Source organism: Profundibacter sp. (assembly GCF_965277155.1).
Classification (GTDB): Bacteria; Pseudomonadota; Alphaproteobacteria; order Rhodobacterales; family Rhodobacteraceae; genus Profundibacter.
In genome coordinates this window covers 602729-625565 of the sequence record NZ_CBDIBV010000010.1, presented here as the reverse complement: position 1 = coordinate 625565, position 22837 = coordinate 602729, and the positions used below count along the sequence as shown (strand labels likewise).

The 22837-nt window shown below is 56.9% G+C and carries 27 protein-coding genes and 1 pseudogene; 18 read left to right on the top strand and 10 right to left on the bottom strand.

All coding sequences use genetic code 11. The annotated features are described in order from the left end of the window. Position 1 precedes the first annotated feature (1 nt). The 6 genes from nuoB to ACQY4M_RS11020 are packed head-to-tail and all read left to right on the top strand — an operon-like array spanning position 2 to position 4662. Positions 2-643 carry an NADH-quinone oxidoreductase subunit NuoB gene (nuoB, locus tag ACQY4M_RS11045; RefSeq protein ID WP_428543917.1) on the top strand — a complete coding sequence of 214 codons (642 nt, stop codon included), beginning with the start codon at positions 2-4 and terminating at the stop codon, positions 641-643. Positions 644-697: 54 nt separating this feature from the next. Further along, positions 698-1183, top strand: coding sequence for an NADH-quinone oxidoreductase subunit C (locus tag ACQY4M_RS11040; protein WP_428543915.1), 486 nt, complete (start codon positions 698-700; stop codon positions 1181-1183). A 1-nt stretch (position 1184) separates the two neighbouring features. Then, positions 1185-2360 (top strand): NADH-quinone oxidoreductase subunit D, encoded by a 1176-nt coding sequence (locus tag ACQY4M_RS11035; protein WP_428543913.1) that lies wholly within the window; start codon positions 1185-1187, stop codon positions 2358-2360. A gap of 7 nt (positions 2361-2367) precedes the next feature. Beyond that, on the top strand, positions 2368-3246 hold the full coding sequence (locus tag ACQY4M_RS11030) for a 4Fe-4S binding protein (RefSeq protein WP_428543911.1): 879 nt from the start codon (positions 2368-2370) through the stop codon (positions 3244-3246). Beyond that, the gene (locus ACQY4M_RS11025) at positions 3171-4178 is read left to right on the top strand and encodes an FAD-dependent oxidoreductase (protein ID WP_428543909.1); all 1008 of its coding nucleotides are present in this window, start codon (positions 3171-3173) and stop codon (positions 4176-4178) included. The genes ACQY4M_RS11030 and ACQY4M_RS11025 overlap by 76 nt, the downstream gene beginning before the upstream one ends. Continuing rightward, complete coding sequence (locus ACQY4M_RS11020) at positions 4165-4662, top strand: ferritin family protein (RefSeq protein ID WP_428543907.1); 498 nt, start codon at positions 4165-4167, stop codon at positions 4660-4662. The genes ACQY4M_RS11025 and ACQY4M_RS11020 overlap by 14 nt, the downstream gene beginning before the upstream one ends. Here ACQY4M_RS11020 and rfbA read toward each other — a convergent pair. The 4 genes from rfbA to rfbC form a co-directional block, all read right to left on the bottom strand. Beyond that, on the bottom strand, positions 4627-5574 hold the full coding sequence (gene rfbA, locus ACQY4M_RS11015) for a glucose-1-phosphate thymidylyltransferase RfbA (RefSeq protein ID WP_428543905.1): 948 nt from the start codon (positions 5572-5574) through the stop codon (positions 4627-4629). The genes ACQY4M_RS11020 and rfbA overlap by 36 nt on opposite strands. Then, a complete protein-coding gene (rfbD, locus tag ACQY4M_RS11010) occupies positions 5567-6424 on the bottom strand; it encodes a dTDP-4-dehydrorhamnose reductase (protein ID WP_428543903.1) in 858 nt (285 codons plus the stop codon). Before rfbD ends, rfbA begins: the two co-directional genes overlap by 8 nt. 73 nt (positions 6425-6497) lie before the next feature. After that, positions 6498-7571, bottom strand: coding sequence for a dTDP-glucose 4,6-dehydratase (gene rfbB, locus ACQY4M_RS11005; RefSeq protein WP_428543901.1), 1074 nt, complete (start codon positions 7569-7571; stop codon positions 6498-6500). Continuing rightward, entirely contained in the window at positions 7568-8137 is a 570-nt protein-coding gene (gene rfbC / locus ACQY4M_RS11000) for a dTDP-4-dehydrorhamnose 3,5-epimerase (protein ID WP_428543899.1), read from the bottom strand. Before rfbC ends, rfbB begins: the two co-directional genes overlap by 4 nt. 198 nt (positions 8138-8335) lie before the next feature. On the opposite strand from rfbC, the gene ACQY4M_RS10995 reads away from it, so the two are divergent. Further along, positions 8336-9016, top strand: a complete 681-nt coding sequence (locus tag ACQY4M_RS10995; protein WP_428543897.1) for a D-lyxose/D-mannose family sugar isomerase — start codon at positions 8336-8338, stop codon at positions 9014-9016. A 122-nt stretch (positions 9017-9138) separates the two neighbouring features. Beyond that, complete coding sequence (gene ppk2, locus ACQY4M_RS10990; protein WP_428543895.1) at positions 9139-10098, top strand: polyphosphate kinase 2; 960 nt, start codon at positions 9139-9141, stop codon at positions 10096-10098. Between the two features lie 131 nt (positions 10099-10229). Here the strand turns inward: ppk2 and ACQY4M_RS10985 are convergent, their stop codons facing one another. After that, positions 10230-11456, bottom strand: a complete 1227-nt coding sequence (locus ACQY4M_RS10985) for an IS256 family transposase (protein ID WP_428544491.1) — start codon at positions 11454-11456, stop codon at positions 10230-10232. Positions 11457-11577: 121 nt separating this feature from the next. Between ACQY4M_RS10985 and ACQY4M_RS10980 the strand changes: the two genes are divergently transcribed. After that, positions 11578-12174 (top strand): SAM-dependent methyltransferase, encoded by a 597-nt coding sequence (locus ACQY4M_RS10980; protein ID WP_428543893.1) that lies wholly within the window; start codon positions 11578-11580, stop codon positions 12172-12174. Between the two features lie 32 nt (positions 12175-12206). Here the strand turns inward: ACQY4M_RS10980 and ACQY4M_RS10975 are convergent, their stop codons facing one another. Then, positions 12207-12665: an LIC_13387 family protein gene (locus ACQY4M_RS10975; RefSeq protein WP_428543891.1), complete on the bottom strand. Its 459-nt coding sequence runs from the start codon at positions 12663-12665 to the stop codon at positions 12207-12209. 141 nt (positions 12666-12806) lie between these two features. Between ACQY4M_RS10975 and ACQY4M_RS10970 the strand changes: the two genes are divergently transcribed. After that, positions 12807-14153: an MATE family efflux transporter gene (locus tag ACQY4M_RS10970; protein ID WP_428543889.1), complete on the top strand. Its 1347-nt coding sequence runs from the start codon at positions 12807-12809 to the stop codon at positions 14151-14153. 64 nt (positions 14154-14217) lie between these two features. Here the strand turns inward: ACQY4M_RS10970 and ACQY4M_RS10965 are convergent, their stop codons facing one another. Genes ACQY4M_RS10965 through ACQY4M_RS10955 form a run of 3 tightly spaced genes read right to left on the bottom strand, consistent with a single transcriptional unit; the run spans position 14218 to position 16262 of the window. Further along, positions 14218-14628 (bottom strand): rhodanese-like domain-containing protein, encoded by a 411-nt coding sequence (locus tag ACQY4M_RS10965; RefSeq protein WP_428543887.1) that lies wholly within the window; start codon positions 14626-14628, stop codon positions 14218-14220. Positions 14629-14634: 6 nt separating this feature from the next. Further along, the gene (locus ACQY4M_RS10960; protein ID WP_428543885.1) at positions 14635-15048 is read right to left on the bottom strand and encodes a hypothetical protein; all 414 of its coding nucleotides are present in this window, start codon (positions 15046-15048) and stop codon (positions 14635-14637) included. An 11-nt stretch (positions 15049-15059) separates the two neighbouring features. Beyond that, positions 15060-16262: a pyridoxal phosphate-dependent aminotransferase gene (locus tag ACQY4M_RS10955; RefSeq protein WP_428543883.1), complete on the bottom strand. Its 1203-nt coding sequence runs from the start codon at positions 16260-16262 to the stop codon at positions 15060-15062. Positions 16263-16363: 101 nt separating this feature from the next. On the opposite strand from ACQY4M_RS10955, the gene ACQY4M_RS10950 reads away from it, so the two are divergent. The 3 genes from ACQY4M_RS10950 to ACQY4M_RS10940 all read left to right on the top strand — a co-directional run bounded on the left by ACQY4M_RS10950 (position 16364) and on the right by ACQY4M_RS10940 (position 18469). Beyond that, positions 16364-16624, top strand: coding sequence for a succinate dehydrogenase assembly factor 2 (locus tag ACQY4M_RS10950; protein ID WP_428543881.1), 261 nt, complete (start codon positions 16364-16366; stop codon positions 16622-16624). A 114-nt stretch (positions 16625-16738) separates the two neighbouring features. Beyond that, a protein-coding gene (locus ACQY4M_RS10945) for an IS3 family transposase (protein ID WP_428539245.1) occupies positions 16739-17871 on the top strand; the annotation gives its coding sequence in 2 pieces (ribosomal slippage) (positions 16739-16991 and positions 16991-17871; 1134 coding nt in all). Positions 17872-17971: 100 nt separating this feature from the next. Beyond that, positions 17972-18469, top strand: coding sequence for a MarR family winged helix-turn-helix transcriptional regulator (locus tag ACQY4M_RS10940; protein WP_428543879.1), 498 nt, complete (start codon positions 17972-17974; stop codon positions 18467-18469). Between the two features lie 54 nt (positions 18470-18523). Here the strand turns inward: ACQY4M_RS10940 and ACQY4M_RS10935 are convergent, their stop codons facing one another. Then, a complete protein-coding gene (locus ACQY4M_RS10935) occupies positions 18524-18952 on the bottom strand; it encodes a VOC family protein (RefSeq protein ID WP_428543877.1) in 429 nt (142 codons plus the stop codon). Positions 18953-19150: 198 nt separating this feature from the next. On the opposite strand from ACQY4M_RS10935, the gene thyX reads away from it, so the two are divergent. From thyX to ACQY4M_RS10910, 5 genes and pseudogenes are all read left to right on the top strand, one after another. After that, positions 19151-20077 (top strand): FAD-dependent thymidylate synthase, encoded by a 927-nt coding sequence (gene thyX / locus ACQY4M_RS10930; protein WP_428543875.1) that lies wholly within the window; start codon positions 19151-19153, stop codon positions 20075-20077. Positions 20078-20098: 21 nt separating this feature from the next. Continuing rightward, positions 20099-20377: pseudogene (locus tag ACQY4M_RS10925) on the top strand (IS1595 family transposase); the annotation flags it as partial. 86 nt (positions 20378-20463) lie between these two features. Then, positions 20464-21507 carry an IS5 family transposase gene (locus tag ACQY4M_RS10920; protein ID WP_428543873.1) on the top strand — a complete coding sequence of 348 codons (1044 nt, stop codon included), beginning with the start codon at positions 20464-20466 and terminating at the stop codon, positions 21505-21507. 65 nt (positions 21508-21572) lie between these two features. Beyond that, the gene (locus ACQY4M_RS10915) at positions 21573-21707 is read left to right on the top strand and encodes a hypothetical protein (protein WP_428543871.1); all 135 of its coding nucleotides are present in this window, start codon (positions 21573-21575) and stop codon (positions 21705-21707) included. A 63-nt stretch (positions 21708-21770) separates the two neighbouring features. After that, positions 21771-22814: an IS5 family transposase gene (locus ACQY4M_RS10910; RefSeq protein WP_428539221.1), complete on the top strand. Its 1044-nt coding sequence runs from the start codon at positions 21771-21773 to the stop codon at positions 22812-22814. Positions 22815-22837 lie beyond the last annotated feature (23 nt).

Sequence of the window (22837 nt, the reverse complement as noted above, 5' to 3'; positions counted from 1 at the left end):
TATGAAAGAAGAACTAGAAAAACGCGTCGTCAAAGGGCCGGATGGCTTTGAGTTTACGGTGGAACCGCTACAGGACTATTACTGCGCCGAGGCGCCCAAGGCGCATCTGCCGGTATACTCGAAAATCGTTGAAGGGCTGTTCAACTGGGCACGCGCTGAATCGATCTGGATTTTGGGGTTTGGCACCGGTTGTGGCGCGATTGAAATGCGCCCCCTGATGACGCCGCGCTTTGATGCCTACCGTTTCGGTGTGCAATGGCGTCCCACCCCGCGGCAGGCCAACCTGTTGATGATTTCCGGCTATCTGTCCACCAAAACCCTGAAACGCGCCATTCGGGCCTATGAACAAATGCAAAGCCCGAAATATGTGGTTGGTCTGGGGTCCTGCACCATCAATGGCGGCATGTATTGGGACAGCTACAACACCATCAAAAAGCTGGATGACTATATGCCGGTCGATCTGTTTATCGCCGGATGCATGCCCCGCCCCGAGGCCCTGCTGGCCGGTTTCAACGATCTGAAAAAGATCATCAAGGCAGGCAAAGCCGAAGGCGCCAACAAATACGCCGAGAATTTCGACTGGTACAAGGCCAACCAGAAATCCGTGATCAAGGATTGGGATATGCCCGATTATAACTGGTGATGAATGATGCATAAACTCTATGAAAATCTGGGCAAAATCATACCGCTAGGGGAAATGACCCTACAGCGCGCCAACCTTGCCTTTATCACACTGGACCGCCGCTATCTGCGATCCGCCCTGCACCACCTGCGCGATGTCGAGGGTTACAGCCACCTTGTGCTGCTGACCGCCGTTGACTGGATCGAAGATGACGTGTTTCAGCTGACCTATCTGCTTAGCAACCGCACTGCGGATGTGGATGTGGGCCTGCGAGTGATGCTGCCGCGTGAAAACGCCAGCATGGACAGTATCCACGACATCTGGCCCACCGCCGCCACCTACCAGCGCGAATTGCGCGAGATGTTCGGCATCGATTTCCCCGGATCACCGCGTGTGAACGAGGAATTCATCCTTGAGGGCTGGCAGGAAATCCCCCCCTACCGGCGCGATTTCGACACCAAGAAGTATTCCGAGGAAAATTTTGCCCACCGTGAAGGGCGCGTCACCAAAGACCCCGCCAGCCACATGAAAGAACTGCTTTATCCGGACAGGGGGCAATAAGATGAACACTCAACCCGACCGATCCAAATACCCCGTCAAAAAGGCCGATGGCACGCTGGATATTGACCTGTCATCTGGCAAATATCTGAAGCTGTGGCAAGGTCCCAACCACCCCGGCATCACGGGCAACATGTCGGTGGAACTGACGGTTTGCGGTGACGAAGTGGTCGAGGGCAAGGTGCATGTGGGATACCTGCACCGTGGTTTTGAAAAACTGATGGAACGGCGCAGTTTCATCCAGTGCTTTCCCATTGTCTGCCGCATCTGCGTGCCCGAGCCCGATTTCAACGAATACTGCTATGCCGCCGCGATTGAAGAATTGTCGGGCGTTGTGGTGCCTGAACGCGCCCACTGGATCAGGACGATGATTTTGGAAATGGGCCGGATCAATTCCTATCTGATGTATCTGGGCGGACAGGCCGGTGCATTGGGTCAGGGCGTGATTGGCCAGTGGACCACCTATGTGCGCGATCTGATGCTGGACCGTTTCGAGGAACTGACGGGCGCGCGTATCTATCACATGTTCATCCTGCCCGGCGGGGTGCGCGATGATCTGCCCGACGGGTTCAAGGACCGGCTTGAGGCCACCTTGAAAGAGGTGGATGCCGTTCTGAAAGACGTTCACGATGTGATGTTCAAAAACGCAGTTTTCAAACGGCGCACCATCGGGGTTGGCTATATCGATCCCGCGTGGGTCGACGAATACGGCATCACCGGCCCCAACGCCCGCGCCGCCGGTGTGGCCAAGGACGTGCGCAAGGATCAGCCCTATCTGGTCTATGACCAACTGGATTTCGAACCTGTGGTCGATCACGGATCAGACATCTACACCCGCGCCGATGTACGCCGCCGCGATGTGGCAATGTCGGTGGATCAGTTGCGCCAGATACTGGCAAAGATGCCGGGTGAGGGGCCGGTGATGGCCAAATTGCCCAACGTGCTGCACTGGCAAATCCCGCGCGGCGAAACCTATATCCGTGGCGAATGTTCGCGCGGGGAATACGGGTTTTACCTTGTCACTGGCGGCAGCCGTTTCCCGCGCCGCGTCAACGTGCGCGGGCCCAGCTATACCCACGCCATGACCCTGTTGGAGCGCATGATCGTAAATGCCAATATTTCTGATGTTGCCGCCCTGATGGTTTCACTTCACACCTACCCGCCCGAAATTGAAAGGTAGCAAAAAGATGAGTGTTCAAGACGTCCTTTCGCCCTTCAAAGCGTGGAAAAACCTGTTTCGCGATCCGGTGACCATTGCCGATCCGATCAATGACCGCCCCGGTGCCGCGCGCTATCGCGGGTTTCACCAGAATGATCTGGATAAATGCATCGGTTGTGGCACCTGCGAGGAAATCTGCCAGAACGGCGCGATTGATATGGTTGCCGAGCTGAAAATCGAGCAGGCCGAAGGCGATTCCGGCCTGCGCCCGCGGATCGACTATGGCCGCTGCTGCTGGTGCGCGCTGTGTGTCGATGTGTGCATGACCGGATCATTAACCATGTCGAACGCCTATACTTGGGTCGATGCCGACCCCGAGGAATTCCGCTTTACCCCCGGTGTGGACAAGAAGGATTGGGATGATGCCGAACTGGGCTATCACCGTCCCGAGGGCCTGCATCTGACACCCATGACTCGGGTTGAAATGCAGGAAATGGAGCCCGAGGAACGGGTTGCCAATTTCGACGAAATTGTCTGTGGTTATTCGGTCGAGGAAGCGCTGGTCGAGGCTGATCGTTGCGTATCCTGCGGGCTGTGTGTGGCCACTTGCCCTGCGCATATGGCGATCCCCGACTACATCGCCGCAATCCGCGATCAGGATTACGAACACGGTCTGGAACTGCTCTATGATACCAATCCGTTCAGTCAGGTTTGCGGCCGCGTCTGCACCCATAAATGCGAAGATGCCTGTTCGGTCGGTCACGAGGGCCAGCCGATTGCCATCCGCTGGCTGAACGCCACATCACCGAAAATGTGCCCCGCGAGAAATATATGGATATCATCGGTGGCACGGCAGACGACACCGGCAAGAAAATCGCCATCATCGGGGCTGGCCCTGCCGGTCTGACCACCGCGTTTGATCTGGTGAAAATGGGTCACGATATCACCGTGTTCGAGGCCCAGCCCGGACCTGGCGGCATGGCCCGTTACGGCATCCCCGAATACCGGATGCCGTATGACGATCTGGATCACGAGGTGTCGATCATCACCGAAATGGGTGTCGATATCCGCTATAATATGCGGGTGGGCAAAGATATCTCGATGGACCAGCTGCGGCAGGATTACGATGCGGTACTGTTGTCGATCGGCCTGCATGTCGGGCGTTCGACCCGCATCAAAGGGACCGAGCATAAAGACGTGACCAAAGCGGTGGATCTGCTGCGTGATATCACCAACGGCATTAAAGTAAAGGTGCCCAAAAAGGTCGTGGTGATCGGCGGCGGCAACGTGGCGATGGACATCGCCCGATCCATGGCGCGCCTGCAGAAACAGAAATACGGCAAGGTCGATCTGACGGTGACCGCGCTTGAGGATCTGCAACACTTCATGGCCGACCCCGAAGAGGTGAAGGAAGCCCGCGAAGAGGGGATCGAAATTTTCGATGCCCGTGGTCCGCAGGAAATTGTCCTGACCAAAACCGGCCGGATCAGCGGCTTGCGCACATGGAAAGTGGTTTCCATCTTTGACGATCAGGGCCGTTTCGCCCCCAGCTATGACGAAGCGGACGAAATGCTGCACAAGGCCAATATGGTGATCGAGGCCATCGGGCAGGCCTCCGACGTCGAATTGCTGGGCAAGGAACTGACCGAGGCGCTGGACTGGAACCGTGGCCGCCTGTCGGTGGATGCCGAAGGTCGCACCTCGCAAAGCTGGCTGTGGGCGGCGGGGGATTGTGTGCACGGGCCGGATATTATCCACGCTGTGGCTGATGGGCATGCGGTGGCTGACAGTATCAATGCCGCATTGAACGAACAGGAGGAAACCGATGCCAAGGATTGAGAAATTCGACAAGTTGCACCATCATGCCAGCCTTCAGGAATTCATTGATCTGGCGATCGAGGTCGAGCAGGTCGCGCATGACTTCTATACCGACCTGCTGCCAAAGATCAGCAAGCACATCCGCTATATCGTGCACGAGTTGATCCGCGAGGAAGAAGCGCATATCGCCAAATTGCAGGAATTGGCCAAGCGTCGCGATATAGAAGGCGCGCTCCAGGCCGAGATTGAAAATATGACGGTGGATCGCAAGTTTTTCGACGGCATCCACGTGCCCAAGCTGGGCGAAAACCCAGATGATCAGGAAATCCTGCAATACGCGATGATGCGGGAATTTATCGCGATGGTGCAATATAGCGAATTGGCTGAAAAATCACCGCCTGGGCCAGTGCGCGATCTGTTCCAGTTCATGGCGAACGAAGAGATCAAGCACAAGAACGACCTTGAAGCGCTATATTACCAGATTGTCCACAGCGGCGGGGTATAGTTTTTGCCAATGGGCCTGCAATGCCGGTTGCGGGGCGGCAAAATTATACAGTTCTGACAGGTAGCTACCATATTCATTCTTGGCAAACAGGTCGGCCTGCTCTGCCAGATCGCTACGACTGATCCAGCCTTTGGCAAAAGCGATTTCATCGGGTGATCCAACCTGAAGCCCCTGCCGTTGTTGCAGCGTGCGAACGAAATTTCCCGCATCCAGCAAACTGCCGTGGGTGCCGGTATCCAGCCAGGCATAACCGCGCCCCATGCGCTCGACACTCAGCGCGCCTTGATCCAGATAGATTTCCAGCAACGAGGTGATTTCCAGCTCTCCCCGCGTTGACGGGGTGACGCGACGTGCTTTTTCGGGGGCGGTTCCGTCGAGGAAATATAGCCCCGTCACCGCATAGTTTGACGGCGGCACATCGGGTTTTTCAACGACGGAAACGGCATTTCCGGCCTCGTCGAAATCGACAACCCCGTAACGTTCGGGATCGGCCACGCAATAGCCGAAAACCGTTCCGCCGGTTTTTCGCCTGTCCGCACGGGCCAGCATTTCCGGCAGGCCGTGGCCAAAGAAAATATTGTCCCCCAGTACCATGACTGAAGGGGCGCCCGCCAGAAAATCCTCGGCCAGAAGATAGGCCTGCGCCAGCCCGTCCGGCGAAGGCTGCACGATATAGGTCAGCGACATGCCCCATTGCGATCCGTCCCCCAGCAGGCGCTGGAACTGGGGCTGATCCGCAGCTGTTGTGATCACCGCGATTTCGCGGATATCCCCCAGCATCAGCGCGGTCAGCGGGTAATAGATCATCGGTTTGTCATAGATTGGCAGCAGTTGTTTCGAGATGCCCATCGTGATCGGATAAAGCCGCGTGCCCGAGCCGCCAGCCAGAATGATACCTTTGCGTTTAGCCATTTTTCAATTGCCCCAGTTCTTTCAATACATCATTCAGCCCCGCCTGCCAGTTGGGCGGGTCTATGCCGTAATCGGCAGCAAGAGTGCTTGCGTTCAGGCGCGAATTCAGGGGGCGCTTGGCAGGTGTCGGATAGGCGGATGTCGGGATGTCCCTGACCGCAACCTTCATGCCGCTGCGGGCATATATCTGTCGGGCAAAACCGGCCCAACTAATTTCGGGTGTGCCGCTATAGTGATAAATGCCGGATCGCCCCGATCCGTTGTGAAATGCCTTGGCCATTGTCAGCAAAGTCGTGGCAATTCCGGCGGCCGGTGTTGGTCCGCCGATCTGGTCCGAGACAATGTCCAATGAATTGTGCGTTTTGCCCAGTTGCAGCATGGTTTTGACGAAATTTCCCCGATGGGCCGAGAAAACCCAACTGGTGCGCAGAATGGCATAGGCACCACCCGCCGTGCGCACCCCGTCTTCGCCCGCAAGTTTGCTGCGCCCATAGGCCCCCAGTGGGGACGGTGTATCATCAGGTTGCCACGGACGTTCACCTTGTCCATTGAAAACGTAATCACTCGAAATATGCAGAAACGTCAACCCGCGTTTTGCCGCGGCTTTTGCCATTGCCGTCGGGGCTGTGCCATTGATCAGGGTGGCCAGTTCTTCTTCATCCTCGGCCCTGTCCACAGCGGTGAAGGCAGCAGCGTTGATCACCGCATCGGCATCGGTTTCCCTGATGATTGCTGCGCAGGCCACCGGATCAAACAGGTCGGCCTGATCGCGGCCCAGATTAACAACGCCAGCCTGTCGGGCCAGTTCGGTTGCCACCTGTCCGGTTTTGCCGAAAACCAAAATGCGCATGTGCCGGTGTTTCCTGTGTCGTTACGGATATGTTCATTCCGATGGTTAGCAGACGGGGGTTAATTGAATGTGATCAGCCATGCGAAACGGCCATCTTTTGTGACGCTGTCTGTTGCCTTCCCAGACGTTCCCCCACGCCCTCGCGGCTTTGCAAGGCGCGCCACCAGTGCTGGTTGTCCAGATACCACTGCACGGTTTTTTCCAACCCTTGATCCAGCGTTACCGAGGGGTGCCAGCCCAGTTCCGTGCGGATGCGGGTCGGGTCAATCGCATATCGCTGGTCGTGGCCGGGCCGGTCGGCAACAAAAGTGACCAGATCGGCATAGGGGTTTTTCGCAGGGCGTTTCCTATCCAGAATCGCGCACAGCTTTTGCACCAGTTGCAGATTGGTCACCTCGTTTTCGCCGCCGATGTTGTAGCTGCGCCCGTTTTGTCCGCGTTGCAACACGGTCAGCAGAGCGTCGGCGTGGTCCTCGACAAACAGCCAGTCGCGGATATTTTTGCCGGTGCCATAGATCGGGATTGGCTGGCCGGACAGGGCCCTCAGAATAACAACCGGTACCAGTTTTTCGGGGAAATGGTAGGGGCCGTAGTTGTTGGAGCAATTTGTCACCACCACCGGCAAGTCGTAGGTTTCATGCCACGCGCGCACCAGATGATCCGAGGCGGCCTTGGAGGCGGAATAGGGGCTGTTGGGGGCGTAAGGGGTTTCTTCGGTGAACAGACCGTTTGCGCCCAAGGATCCGTAAACCTCATCCGTGGAAATATGGTGAAACCGGAAAGCGGCCGGTTTGCCCTGCGCCTGCCAATAGGTACGCGCCGCTTCCAGCATATTATAGGTGCCGTTCACATTGGTTTCGACAAAGGCCCCCGGCCCGTCGATCGAGCGGTCCACATGGCTTTCGGCGGCAAGGTGCATCACCGCGTCGGGTCTGTGGCGGGCGAATATCCCGTCCAGCGCCGCGCGGTTGCGGATGTCGGCATGTTCGAAAACATAGGCTGGATCGCCAGCGACATCAGCCACATTGTCCAGACAAGCGGCATAGGTCAGCGCGTCCAGATTGACCACCTGATGCCCGTCGGCAATGGCGCGGCGCACAACCGCGGAACCGATGAAACCGGCCCCGCCGGTGACCAGTATTTTCATGTTTCAGCCTCGTAAACAAACGGTGTTCTAAAATCGCGCAGCCACGGCGCGGCACTGTCCTTGTCGGACAGCACGGTCTGTGCCGGATCAATGCCCCACTCAACGCCGATGTCGGGGTCGTCAAAGCGCACCGCGCCATCTGCGGCAGGGGTATAGTAATCCGTGCATTTATATATGATCTCGGTATCGGGAAGGCGGGTTGCAAAACCGTGCAAAAACCCCGCAGGGATCAGCAACTGGCGGCCGTTGTCTGCCGATAATTCCACCCCGACCCACTGGCCGAATGTGGGCGATCCGCGCCGAATATCCACGGCCACGTCAAACAGTGCCCCGCGACCACAGCGCACCAGTTTGGCCTGAGCATGGGGCGGAGCCTGAAAATGCAAACCCCTGATCGTGCCTGCCTGATGTGAAAGCGAATGGTTGTCCTGCACGAAATCATAGCTGATGCCGTGATCTGCCATCACCTTGCGGTTCCAGCTTTCGGAAAAGAAACCGCGATGGTCGCCAAACCGGCGCGGGGTTAGTATCAAGACCCCCTCAAGGGTGGTTTGGTCGATCTGCATCGGGGTTTCTTTCGTCTGCAATGGTAAACTTTGATATTCGGGTCGCGCACAAAAGGGCTGTTCGCAGCAATTGTTAGGCCAGCAATCCTAATAATTTATGACGATATGTGGTTGTTTGATCGCGGTTGCCCGCCTTTGGGCGGATGCCTATGGTAAACACCGGATGGGGACTGGTCCGAACAGCAGAAAGCACATCAGATGAAGCGTTCCGAAATAAACCAGATACTGCGCGAGTCGGATGCGTTTATCCGCTCGTTCGGCTACCTTTTGCCACCATTTGCCTATTATTCCGCCGAACGGATGCTGTCCGGTGAAGCGGCAGAAATACGGGCGCGCGGCATGGGCTGGGACATCACCGATTACGGGCAGGGGAATTTCGCTGATATGGGCCTGTTCCTGTTTACGGTGCGCAACGGGTGCTTGGCGGACCTGAAACAGGGGCGCGGGATGCTTTATGCGGAAAAGATCATGATTTCGCGCAAAGAACAGATCAGCCCGATGCACCGGCACAATCTGAAGGCCGAGGACATTATCAACCGTGGTGGCGGCAAACTGGTGCTGGAGCTGTTCGCAAGTGACGAAAGCGGGGCAATCGACAGGGATGCCACGGTCACGGTTCCGGTCGACGGTATCGCACGACGGTTTGCAGCGGGTGGGCGGTTGGCTCTGGAGCCGGGGGAAAGTGTGACACTGTTGCCGGGTGTCTGGCATGCCTTCTGGGGCGAAGGAGCGGATGTTCTGGTGGGCGAGGTGTCGACGGTGAATGATGACCGGAGCGACAATATTTTTGCGCAGGATATCCCGCGTTTTACCGATGTGGAGGAGGATGAAAAGCCGTTGCATCTGTTGGTGTCCGATTACCCGGATGATCAGCAATAACATTGGGTTAACGGCTCTTTTTGCCGCTGTGGGCCGGCATGAATTCTATTGACTCATATCAAAGCCAAAACCTGCATTTTAAGGTATTATCAGACTATATTCCCCAAAACAGGAGTCGCGCGATGACAGCCTCTACCCGAACTAAATCCAATTCATCGGCCAAGCCCGTATCATCGGCCAAGCCAGCCACCAAAGAGGCCGATGCGTCCCCGTCCACTTTTCCGACGGTAACGCCGGACAAGATCAGGCAGGCCTTTGAAACCGGAGAATACCCCTACACCAAAAAGATGGGCAAACGGGAATACGAGCACATCAAAGCCGAGTTACAAGCCGAATTGCTGAAGGTGCAGAAATGGGTACATGACACCGGCCAGAAATTTGTGCTGTTGTTCGAAGGGCGTGATGCGGCCGGTAAGGGTGGAACCATCAAACGGTTCATGGAGCACCTGAACCCGCGCGAAGCCCGTGTGGTGGCCCTGAACAAACCAACAGATACCGAACGCGGCCAGTGGTTCTATCAGCGCTATATCCAGCAGTTGCCGACATCGGGTGAAATGGTTTTCTATGACCGCTCGTGGTATAATCGCGCTGGTGTTGAACGGGTGATGGGGTTTTGTTCGCCGACGGAATATCTGGAATTCATGCGCCAGACACCGGATATCGAACGGATGATGGTGCGCTCCGGTATACAGCTGTATAAATACTGGTTCTCGGTCACACAGGACGAACAGAAACGCCGGTTTGACAGCCGCAAGGAGGATCCGCTGAAGCGCTGGAAACTGTCGCCGGTTGATCTGGCGTCGCTTTCCAAATGGGATGATTACACCGAAGCAAAAGAGGCGATGTTCTTTTACACCGACACCGCCGATGCGCCTTGGACGATTGTAAAATCAAATGACAAAAAGCGGGCGCGGATCAACACGATGCGGCATTTCCTGTCGACGATCGAATACCCCGACAAGGATTACGAGATTGTCGGCCAGCCTGATCCGCTGATTGTCGGACGGGCCAGCCATGTGGTGCATGGGGCCGATCATATTCTGGGGGCGTCCCTGCATCCGGACCAGCGCAAACGCGGGTAACCGTTTTTTGAAGTTGTAGACACTGGTAATACCCCGCGACGTTCTTATCTTGTAGATAGAAAGGTGGTTGTGTCTCGAAAGTGGTGGAAATTGATTTCAGGCACCTCCGAGCGGGTTGAGTTATGCGCCGGTCAGGCGGCTTGGTCAAGGGTTGCGTCGGCGACGGGCTGAGCGAGCGTTTCCCAGCCATCGACCTTTCGCATGACGATCTGCCCCGAGGCCATCAGAGCCCAAAGCAGCATCGGCACGGTCTCGGCGCATGGCAGCACGGTCTGGGTCTTGATGCGGCGGCGGAATTCCTCGTTCAGGCGTTCGATCGCATTTGTCGTTCTGGCCGATTTCCACTGGCCTTGTGGCAGACGCGTGAAGGTGAAAAGCTTATCTCCTGCTTCTTCCAAGCTGTCAGCGACGGCCTTGCATTTCAGCCGCCATTTTCGCAGAAATGCCTTGCGGCGGGTGGCGATTTCCTCGGGTGTTTTGGCGTAGATCATGTCGCGGTAATCTTCTGTCAACTCATCATGCATACGCTTGGGTGCCTTGGCCAGAAGGTTGCGGTGCTTGTGCACCGTGCACCTCTGGATCGGCAGATCTTCACCCCAGAGGGCAATGAGAGCGACCTCAAGTCCCGGTGCCCCGTCCACGATGACAAATTCGGGCCGTTTCAACCCGCGCGCATCCAGATCGTTGATGAACTGACGCCAGGCGGAGGTGCTTTCGCCGCCCATGTTCATCAGTGATAACAAGACCTTCTGCCCATCCCGGCGCACGCCAATCGCGGCCAGAACCGAGATATTGGTGGCCTTCCTGTCAATCCGCGTTTTGATCACGGTGCCGTCCAGGATCAGCCGCACGATGTCTTCATCCGCAAGGCTGCGGGCGCACCACGCCTGCCAGTCCACCTTCACCTTGCGCCAGGCGCGGCTCACCACATCCTTGCTGACCGCCCCCTGAAACAGGCCGAACAGGGCGCGTTTTACCCGCCGTGTGTTGGTGCCCGAAAGGTAGACAGCAGCGATCAGCGCCTCGGCCTTCTTCGTCAGCCGCTGGTAGCGGGGCAATGCCTTCGAGCGCCATTCTCTGGCCTTGCCGGCCTCGCCTGTGATCCGCGCACGCGGCACGCGCACCGTTTCGGTTCCAAATGTTCCGACCAGTTGCCGCTCGCGATGCCCGTGGCGGTATCCGGTCTTTGCCCCGCCGCTGCGGCCATACCGGCAACGGCCCAGAAACTGCTCCAGCTCCTCTTCGAAAACCGCCTCGATCGTCGCGCGGATGTTCTGGCGCAGCCGGTCTTCAATCGGGTCATAGCCTGCTTCATTGGCCAGTAGCGCGGATGTCGATGTTGCTGTATTCTTTGTCATGGCGTGATCTCCTTGGCGGTTCCAGCCGCCGGTTGGGTGGCTTCGATGCACCCGGAGATTACGCCGTCCTCGAATTTCCACCAAACTCGCGACACTACCTAGAAAGGCGCGGGGTATTTTTATGTGGAATGAACGCTATTCAAAACCGGGCTACCTGTTTGGCACCGAACCGGCGCAGTTTCTGCGCGATCATACGGCTTATCTGAAACCGGGGGCGCGTGCGCTTGCGGTGGCGGATGGCGAAGGGCGCAATTCGGTTTATATGGCCGGCCAGGGGCTGGATGTGGTGGCGATGGATGCCTCGCACATCGCGGTTGAAAAGGCCCGCGCGCTGGCGCTGGCACATAAGGCGACGGTGGATTTCAACGTGGCCGATATTGCCAAATGGGATTGGGGGGCGGTGCCTTATGATCTGGTGGTTGCCATTTTTATCCAGTTTGTCGGCCCTGAACAACGGGACCAGATATTTCTGGGCATGAAGCGCGCGGTCAAACCGGGCGGGGTGGTGATGCTGCATGGCTATACCCCTGAACAGGTTGAACTGGGAACGGGCGGGCCACCACAGGCCAAAAACATGTATACGGTGGAAATGCTGCAAATGGCATTTGCCGATTTCGAGATTCTGGAGCTGCGCGCCTACCGGCGTCATGTCGACGAGGGCGAGGGGCATTCGGGTGACTCTGCCCTGATTGATCTGGTCGCCCGCAAACCCGCCTGATACCACAGTAGATTGTCTTCTGTCAGGTCAGCCTATTTACGGGCTTTTGTCAAAGCCAAGGCGGGTGGCATGGTGCGGAGCAAGGCTGTCCCAAGGCTGATCACGAAGCACAGCACAGCCAGCCCGGTAAATGCAATTGGTATGAGGAACAGATATTTCCAGGCCAATATAAATGCGGCTCCTGAAAACAGCACGTTCATTAACAGATAGCCGGTCTTAGGTAACTCTGGGGTGGGTGTGTCGCGCAGGATCAACAGGTTTGCAACACCATAGGCCACCAGCATCAATCCCATTATCAACGAAACCCCGAGCGTAAGCGTATAGGCATTGGTCTGGGTGCCTGGCACCGAAACATGAAAACCGCGTATGGTTTCCATAAGTTTCAGCGTTTCTGGTGTTTTAGGGCCAAGTTCGAAAATTGTATGCCCTACTCCACAAAAGATCCCGAACAACCAGCAACCGGCAAGATAGATATAGCGAATAAGTTTCAAAAAAAACTCCTTTTGGATAAACCATACTGTGGCGTATGTAAAAAGATTAGAGAGTCGAGTCAATACGTATGCGTATGGAAAAGTGAATTTTCTCACTCCACTTAACTTGCCGAACTTGTCCAACTCCCCTAAGCCGGTAGTATGTCACACATCAAATCCTACCGCGCGCATGCCCGCGCTACACTGTTGCTGGGTCTGCCGTTGATCGGCAGCCATCTGGCGCAGTTTTCCATATCCATGACCGACACGTTGATGCTGGGCTGGTATAATGTGCAGGCGCTGGCGGCGGTAACGCTGGCCAGTTCGTTCTGGTTTTTGCTGTTCATCATGGGGTCTGGCTTTGCCTTTGCGGTGTCGCCGATGGTGGCCAGTTACGAATCCAGCGGGCAGGGGCGCGAAGTGCGCCGGGTGACACGGATGGGGATGTGGATATCACTGATCTATGGCGTGGTCGTGTTGCCGCCGATGTGGTGGTCCGGGACGGTGTTGCAATGGATGGGGCAGGAGCCCGAAATCTCGCAAATTGCGCAGGATTATCTGCGGATCTTGTGCTGGGGCACCTTGCCGGCGCTGATGGTGATGGTGTTGAAGAATTATCTGGCCGGATTGGAGCGGGCAGCGATTGTGTTGTGGATCACGCTGATTGCCGTGGGGCTGAACGCGCTGCTGAATTACGCGCTGATTTTCGGCAATTGGGGGGCGCCGGAGCTGGGGGTGCGCGGGGCGGCGATTGCTTCGGTGACGTTGCACAGTCTGTCCTTTGTGGCGCTGGCGATTTATATCGCCCGCAAGCTGCCGGAACACGCCCTGTTCTCGCGGTTCTGGCGGCTGGACCGCGAGGCCTTCGCGGCCGTCTATCGCATGGGCTGGCCGATCGGGTTGACCAATCTGGCCGAAAGCGGGCTGTTCACGGCCTCGGCAGTGATGGTGGGCTGGGTCGGCACGATGCCACTGGCCGCGCACGGGATTGCGCTGCAACTGACGGCGATGACCTTTATGATACAGGTCGGGTTTTCCAACGCGGCGACGGTGCGGGCAGGGCAGGCCTTTGGTCGCAAGGACGCCGCAAATCTGAAACGCGGGGCGCTGGTGGTGATCTGGATGTCAGCGCTGGTGGCAATATGTGTGATTGCAACCTTCCTGACGGTGCCCGAACCGCTGGTCGGGCTGTTTTTGGCGCCGGATGATCCGGAAAGGGCGCAGATTATCGGCATTGGCATAAGCCTGATGGCCGTGGCTGCCCTGTTCCAGTTTGCCGACAGTGCGCAGGTAGTGGCGCTGGGCCTGCTGCGCGGGGTACATGATACCCGCGTGCCTATGCTGATTGCCGCGATCGCCTATTGGCCGCTGGGGCTGAGTGCCAGCTATCTGTTCGGTTTTACCCTTGGCATGGGCGCGGTTGGCGTCTGGCTGGGTCTGGTTGTCGGCCTCGGGGTGGCCGGTGTGTTGATGATGTATCGGTTCTGGACATCGGGCGTGCGGATTTAGTGCGCTGGTTTGCGCTGCTAGGCCGGATGCCTCCGGCGGAGGTATTTGGAGCAAGAAGAAGAGCTTACTTTGCTTTTTCCAGATAGGGGTTTTTGACAGGGGCGATTTCGTTGCCTGCGTTTTTCCATGCCGTAAAGCCGCCTTCAAGGTGGCAGACATTGTCCATGCCCATTTCCTGTAGGGCACGGGTGGCCAGCGCCGAACGCCAGGCTGATGCGCAAAACAGCACCAGTTTTTCAGCGTCATCAAAGGCCTTGCGGTGGTATTTGCATTCCGGATCGACCCAGAATTCCAGCATCCCGCGCGGAGCGGACATGGCACCGGGGATGGTGCCCTCACGCCATAACTCGCGGATGTCACGCAGATCGACGAACAGCACGCCATCCTTGCCCAGCAGGGCGTTGGCGTCAGTCGGGGTAATCTGGTCGACGATGGCGTTTGCTTCGTCAATCAGTTGCTGTGCGGTTTTCTTCATGGTGTTCTAGTCGTCCCTGTTCTTGCGCATCAGCCGGTCTGCTTTCTTGCGCACCAGAACTGTGCGCAGGTCATGCATCGCCAAAAGCAGTGCGTCTGTTATATCCTCCAGCTGCTCGTCGCTGGCTTTGGATTGCACCCATTGGGTGGTGATGTTCAGATAGTCCACCGCGCGGTGGATATCGTCGATGTCGCGTTTGGCCAGCAGGGCCTTGCGCTGTTCCATCCAGTTTTCAATTGCCGTGCGGTCGTCGCCCGACAGGGTGCGGTCACCGTGCGGTTTGTATTCGCCGTTCTTGATGTTGATGACCGCAATCTGGTCCATATCGATCCGGCGCTGGCGATTGTCGGTATCAATGCGAAACACTACGGCCCCGTTTTCACGGACCCGGAAATAATAATCAGGAAGCTCGTTACCCATTCAAACCCTCGTTACGTCAGATCCGCGCAAAACTGCTGGATGCGTGTGCAGGCCTCTTTCAGGGCCGCGTCCGAGGTAGCGTAGCTGACACGGAAGTTGGGGGAAAGCCCGAAAGCCGCGCCGAAAACCACGGCGACGCCGACCTCTTCCAACAGGGCGGTGGCGAAAACCTCGTCATCGGTGATTTTGGTGCCGGCTTTGGTTGATTTGCCGATGCAACCCGCAATCGAGGGGTAGACATAAAATGCCCCGTCGGGGGTAGGGCAGGTGATGCCCTTGGCCGCGTTCAGCATTTCTACCACCATATTGCGGCGACGCACGAACACCGTGTTGTTGGTGGCAATGAAATCCTGCGGCCCGTTCAGCGCCTCGACCGCTGCCCATTGGGAAATGGAGCAGGGGTTCGAGGTGCTTTGCGACTGCACCTTGCGCATAGCAGCGATCAGGTGCTCCGGCCCGCCCGCATAGCCGATCCGCCAGCCGGTCATCGCATAGGCCTTGGACACCCCGTTGCAAGTGAGGGTGCGGTCATACAGGCCCGGCTCGATCTGGGCGGGGGTGGTGAACTCGAAATCGTCAAACACAAGATGTTCATACATGTCATCGGTCATCACCCAGACATGCGGGTGGCGCATCAGCACATCGGTCAGCCCCTTTAATTCATCACGAGTGTAACCGGCGCCTGTGGGGTTCGAGGGCGAGTTGAAAATCAGCCATTTCGTGCGCGGTGTGATCGCGGCCTCAAGCTGCTGTGGCGTGATCTTGAAATCTGTTTCAAGGCTGGCCTCGATCGTCACCGGCGTGCCGCCCGCCAGCAGCACCATATCGGGGTAGCTGACCCAATAGGGGGCGGGGATCAGCACTTCGTCGCCCTCATTCAGGGTGGCAACCAGCGCGTTATAAAGGATCTGCTTGCCGCCGGTGCCAACGCTGATTTGTGCCGGTGTATAGTCCAGCCCGTTGTCGCGCTTGAACTTGGCGCAGATGGCTTCTTTCAGTTCGGGCATCCCGTCGGGGGCGGTGTATTTCGTCTTGCCTTCGTCAATCGCGCGCTTGCCGGCGGCCTTGATGTTGTCGGGCGTGTCAAAATCCGGTTCACCCGCGCCAAGACCGATCACATCCACACCTGCCGCCTTTAATTCGCGCGCTTTCGTGGATACCGCAATCGCCGGAGACGGTTTCACGCGGGACAGGGTATCGGACAGGAAAGACATGGTAAACTCCGGTTTGAATATGGTTGCCCCATGTCTTAGGGTGCGCGGGAAAGCGGATCAAGAAATATGACCGTTTGACCAGCAATAAAGGATCAAAGCAGATGGGCGAATCCAAACAGGACCGGCTGAAGCGGCTAAAGATGCGGTCATGGCGGCGGGGTATAAAAGAGATGGACCTGATCCTTGGCCCCTTCAGTGATACGGAACTTATGGCGTTGAGCGAGGCGCAGTTAACACTGTATGACGCGATGCTGTCCGAGAATGATCATGATTTGTATCAATGGGTTACAGGACGGGTTGAGACCCCGCCAGAGTATCTGGAACTGTTGAAAATCATCTCGAAATTCGCATTCAAATCATAACTGGCGTAGTTTTTTCGCAGTTTAACGGAATGTTTGCGTTTATTGGTCAGAGGTGGTCGCGGAAATTCGGACCAGTTGTTAAGGTGGATCGACTTATGAGAAAGACGATTCAAAATGACGAAACGAAAGAACCATTCTCCCGAATTCAAAGCCCGCGTTGCGCTTGAAGCAATCCGCGAGGAAATGACGATGGCGGAGCTGTCGAAGAAGTATGGTGTGCATCCAACCCAGATTGGCACATGGAAACGAGCAGCGATTGAAAACATGGCCACGGCATTTTCCAGACGGGGCCGTGATCCTGATCGGGTTGATGAAGCCCAGATTGAGAAGCTGCACTCCAAGATTGGTCAGCTGGTCGTGGAACGGGATTTTTTAGCCAACGCCTCGCAACAGTTGCTCGGGAAGCGAGGCAAAAAATGGTGAGCCGTGAGCATGATCTGAGTGTGCGACGACAATGCGGGCTACTTTCTCTGGCGCGCTCGAACCTGTATTACCAGCCAAAAGGCGAAAGTGCTGAAAATTTGCGGTTCATGACAATAATCGACAAGCAATTCTTGCAGACGCCGTGGTATGGATCACGGCAAATGGCTCGGCACATGCAGCGCCAAGGTTACAAGTGTGGTCGCCACAGGGTCCGCCGTTTGATGCGGCTGATGCGGTTGGTTCCGATCTACCAGACGCCCAACACGAGCAAGAAACATCCGCAGCATAAGATCTACCCGTATCTGCTGCGAGACCTGACGATTGATCGTCCAAACCATGTGTGGTGCGTAGATATCACCTACATTCCGATGCAGCGCGGGTTCCTCTATTTGGTCGCGATCATGGACTGGCACAGCCGCAAGGTTTTGAGCTGGAGATTGTCAAACAGCATGGAGGCAGATTTTTGCGTTGAAGCCCTGAAAGAGGCTATGGCCAAATACGGCAAGCCCGATATCATGAACAGCGACCAGGGCAGCCAGTTCACCGGGTTTGAATGGACGCAGGCGCTGAAAGAAGCCGACGTGAAAATCTCGATGGATGGCAAAGGTCGCTGGGTCGATAACCGGATGATCGAGCGGCTTTGGCGATCCTTGAAATACGAATGCATTTACCTCAACGCATTTGAAACGGGTTCGCAGACCCGCGCCGGGATCGGGAAATGGTTGGCTTACTACAACACCGAGCGCCCGCATTCCACCCACGGAATATTGACCCCGGATGAAGCCTATGACAGAAAAACAAAACCAATGAGTTTGGCAGCCTAAATGAAACCCTGATCCATCTTAAACTGGCTGCTGACTGGTCAAAAAAGTGGGATCACCTCTGTCAGTGTCGGCGCCAGGCAGTTTTCGGCGGAGAGACATGATGAGTATGCATACAAGCGTGATGACCCAGTCCCAGCAGGGATTTATTTCGGGCTATCTGGATACCCTTGCAATGGTGGAACGGTTGCACCGCCTGTTGCTGGATGTGATCAAGGACGAATTCGAACGGGTCGGCGTGTTGGAAATCAATGCGGTTCAGGCGCTGTTGTTGTTCAATATCGGCGATAACGAGGTGACAGCGGGCGAATTGAAATCGCGCGGTTATTATCAGGGCTCGAACGTGTCCTACAACCTGAAAAAATTGGTTGAAATGGAGTATATGCACCACCAGCGCTGCGAAATCGACCGCCGGTCGGTGCGGGTGCGCCTGACGGAAAAGGGGCGACATATTCGCGATGTGGTGGCAGGGCTGTTTGCACGGCATGCAGACGGACTCGAGGCCAAGGGGGTGCTTGGGCATGACGGGATTGATACGATCAACACGTCCCTGCGCCGGATGGAACGGTACTGGAGCGACCAGATCAGGTATATTTACTAGCGATGCAGCACCCGGACAGGCGGCCCTGATCTGGGTTGCCGGTCCGGTTTGATCCTACCAGTGGCCAGTGCTTTCCATGCTGGCCCAGGGTTCTTGCGGCTCTAACCGATCGCCCAGTTGCAGTAATTCAACCGAAATATTGTCGGGTGATCTGACAAATGCCATATGGCCATCGCGGGGCGGGCGGTTGATGGTGATGCCGGCATCTTGCAAATTCTGGCACATTTCATAAATGTTTTCGACACCATAGGCCAGATGGCCGAAATGGCGGCCGTCCGAGGGCAGACCATCGTCACCATCCCAATTATAGGTCAGTTCAATCGGACAATCCTCTTGGCCTTCGGGGGCCATGAAGATCAGGCTGAATCGGCCCTGTTCGCTATCATAGCGTTTGGTTTCCTTCAGGCCCAGCAGGGCAAAGAACTTCATTGTTGCATCCAGATCTTTGACGCGGATCATCGTGTGCAGATATTTAACCTTCATTCACTTTCCTTTCGGATTATTGGCTTTGCCCCACAAGACCCCTCTATCGCGGGTTGGGCAAGGGGGGATCGCGAATAATTCCCCCTGCGCAGGCGCACAATGCGCCATATGGGCGCCATATGGTGGTTCCCTGAAACGGGATGCATAGATATAGTCATCTCCGACTCGTTTTCAGATTTTGCCCAGAAGGGACGCCAAATGCCGCTGACGCCTGAACAGATTGCCGAAATAGAAGCCCAACGCGCCAATCCGCGCCAAACCCTGCGTGCGGTCAGCGAAGGGATGGAGGCACATTTGTATAAGGCGCATGAGGTTCTGGACCACGGGTTTATCCGCGTCATCGACTATATGGGCGATGATGCAGCGATTTGTCAGGCGGCGCGGGTGTCTTATGGCAAGGGTACGAAATCGGTGCAGAATGATGCGGGGCTGATCCGTTACCTGATGCGCCACTGGCACAGCACCCCGTTCGAGATGTGCGAGATCAAGCTGCATGTGAAATTGCCGGTGTTCGTTGCGCGGCAATGGATCCGCCACCGCACCGCCAATGTAAACGAATATTCCGCCCGCTATTCCATTCTGGACCGCGAATTCTATATCCCTGCGCCAGACCAGTTGGCAGCGCAATCAGTGGTCAACAATCAGGGCCGGGGTGTGGCGCTAGAGGGGGAAGAGGCCGCGCGCGTGCTGGAAATCCTGAAATCCGACAGCAACCGCGCCTATGACAATTACGAGGCGATGATCTCGGACGATGGCCAGCAGGGGCTGGCGCGCGAATTGGCGCGGATGAACCTGCCGATGAATATCTATACCCAATGGTACTGGAAAGTTGATCTGCACAACCTGTTCCATTTCCTGCGTCTGCGCGCCGACAGCCACGCCCAATATGAAATCCGCGTCTATGCTGATGCGATCTGCAAGGTGGTCGCCGATTGGGTACCCGCCGCATATGGCGCGTTCGAGGATTACCGCATGGGCGGGGCCAACCTGTCGGGCAAGGCAATGGACTGTATTCGCCGGATGTTGAAGGGCGAAGAGGTGACGCAGGAAAATTCCGGCATGAGTGCCGGGGAATGGCGGGAGTTTCAGGGGGAAATAAAAAGGGGGCTGACCCAGATAACCTAAAAAGAGGTTATGATGGGAAGCATGAGAAAGAGTCGCCTGAGCCACTACAAGCAAGACCGTCTTACGGAGCATTTTGTTTCGGGATCGACAGCACGAACAGCAGCCAGTTTGTGTGGTGTAAACCGCAAGACCGCAGCGTTTTATTTTCTACGCCTGCGCGAGATAATCGCCTATGAGCTGGAGGCGGAAAGCCAAGCTATGTTCGGCGGAGAAATAGAAGTGGACGAAAGCTACTTTGGCGGCAAACGCAAAGGTAAACGCGGGCGTGGTGCGGCAGGTAAAATTCCCGTTTTTGGTATGGGAACCTCTAAAAATCCCCCAAAATCCGGCCTGACGGGGTAGAATCGTCATCAGGATGAAAATGATTCGACCGACGGGGTTTTGTCATGAGTCAGATGGGATTTTTTGATCTTTCCAGCCGATACGCGGGACTGGACAAATCTGGTGATCCGCTGGTGTTGCTCAACGACATGGTGCCGTTCGAGGATTACCGGGACGAGCTGAAGGCCATATGGCGCACGCCGCCCGAACAGCGCAAATCCAACGCTGGCCGCCCGCCTTGGGATGAGGTGCTGATATTCAAGACGATGGTTTTGCAGCAGCTCTACAACCTCTCTGACGATCAGATCGAGTATCAGATCCGCGACCGCCTGTCGTTCATGCGGTTTCTCGGCCTTGGCATTGAAGACAGCGTACCTGACGCCAAGACCATCTGGGCCTACCGTGAAAGGCTGGCCGGGGCCGGGAAGATGAAGGAGCTGTTTGACAAGTTCGATGCCTTTCTGCGCGAAAAGGGCTATCTGGCGATGGGCGGGCAGATTGTTGATGCGAGCATCGTTCCGGCGCCGCGCCAGCACAACAAAAGGGACGAGAACGAGAAAATCAAGGCGGGCGAAACGCCTGAAGAGTGGGAGGAAAAACCCCACAAGAAGCGCCAGAAGGACGTGGATGCGCGCTGGACGAAGAAGCACGGCAAGAGCTATTACGGCTACAAGAACCACATCAATGTCGACCGGCGGCACAAATTCATCCGCGCTTATGATGTCACCGATGCCGCCGTGCATGACAGCCAGGCGCTTGCCGGTCTGATTGATGCGAGCAACACCTCATCGGACCTGTGGGCCGACAGCGCCTATCGCTCGCAAAAGATCGAAAGCGAGCTGGAAGAGCGGGGGCTTCACAGCCATATCCATCACAAGGGCAGGCGCGGCAAGCCGCTTGGCGAGCGCCAGCAAAAGGCCAACCGGAGGCGCTCGAAAGTGCGGGTCCGGGTCGAGCATGTATTCGCTTTTCAGGAGCGCTCCATGGGCGGCAAGCTGATCCGCTCCATCGGCCTGAAGCGGGCGCGATTTCGCATCGGGATGATGAACCTGGTCTACAACATGAAGCGCTTCGTCCAGTTCGAATGCGGCCTGGCGGCGCCGGGATAAGGGTTCATGGGGTGAGGTGTGCCTGAAATACCCAAAACCGGCTTGAAACCGGTGAAAATGGGTTTATGATCCGAAGCAATCAGGCGGGACAGGCGAAAAACCGTCCACCCCGCCGCGAAGAAGGCGAAAACGGGAATTTACAGAGGTTCCCGTATATTAAAAAGGGGTGGGAAGGTTTACACCAAAAGACCTCTGCATAACATCGGGATTCCCCCGGGTTGGCCGTTTTGGTAAGCTAGCCGGGAAATCTCTGGGGTGAATAGATGGACCTTTTCCTGCACGAAGCGGCGGCACGGATCGGCGCGGATGACGTTCTGTCGAAGATCGACGCGCTGATGGATTGGAACTCGTTTTTGCCGATCCTGCGGCGCGGTCTGGGGCGCTCGGGGATCGGGCCTCAGGGCTATGATCCGCTGGTTCTGTTCAAGTGTCTTCTGGTTGGCCAGTGGCACGGGCTGAGCGACCCGAAGCTGGAGCGGGCCTTGAAGGTGCGGCTGGATTTCATGCTGTTCTGCGGGCTCGATCTGCACGCGTCGGTGCCGGATGAGACGACCCACTGCCGGTTCCGCAATGCGCTGGTCCGGGGTGGCGTTTACGATGAGCTGCTGGCCGAGGTCTGCCGCCAGATCGAGGCGCATGGGCTGAAGCTGAAAGAGGCTGAGGCGGCGATCATTGATGCGACCCTGATCGCGGCGGCGGCGCGCCCGCGCACCCATATCGACGCCCCGCAGGACCGGGCAGAGGACGGGGCAAGGGAAGGGACGCCGGATGATCCGCCCGAGGTCTCACCCGACGGGGCACAGCTGCATTTCAGCGCCGACCCTGATGCCCGCTGGGTCAAGAAGGGCCGCAAGAGCACGCTCGGCTACAAGGGCTTTGCCCGCTGCGACGAAGAGGGCTTTATCGACAAGGTGCACACCACGCCCGCCAATGCCGCCGAAAGCCCCGAATTCGCCACCATGATCGCGGGCGCAAAGGCGCAGCGGGTGCTGGCCGACAAGGCCTATGCGAGCAAGGCCAACCGCCAGATGCTGCGCGGCAAATACCGCGACGGCATCCTGCGCAAGGCAGCGCGCGGCCGCCCCCTGCGGCAATCGGAGAAACGCTTCAACCGGCTGATTTCGAAACGCCGCTTCCGCATCGAGCAGACTTTCGGCACGATGAAACGCCTCTTCGGCCTGCAGCGGGCGAGATATTTCGGGCGCGCCAGGGTGCATGCCCAGATGGTCATGGCCGCCATCGCGCAAAACCTGCTCAAGGCCGCAAACAGGATCACCCTCAACCCGCAAACCCCCGCAATCGCATAGCCCCAAACCCCGCCACCCGTCTG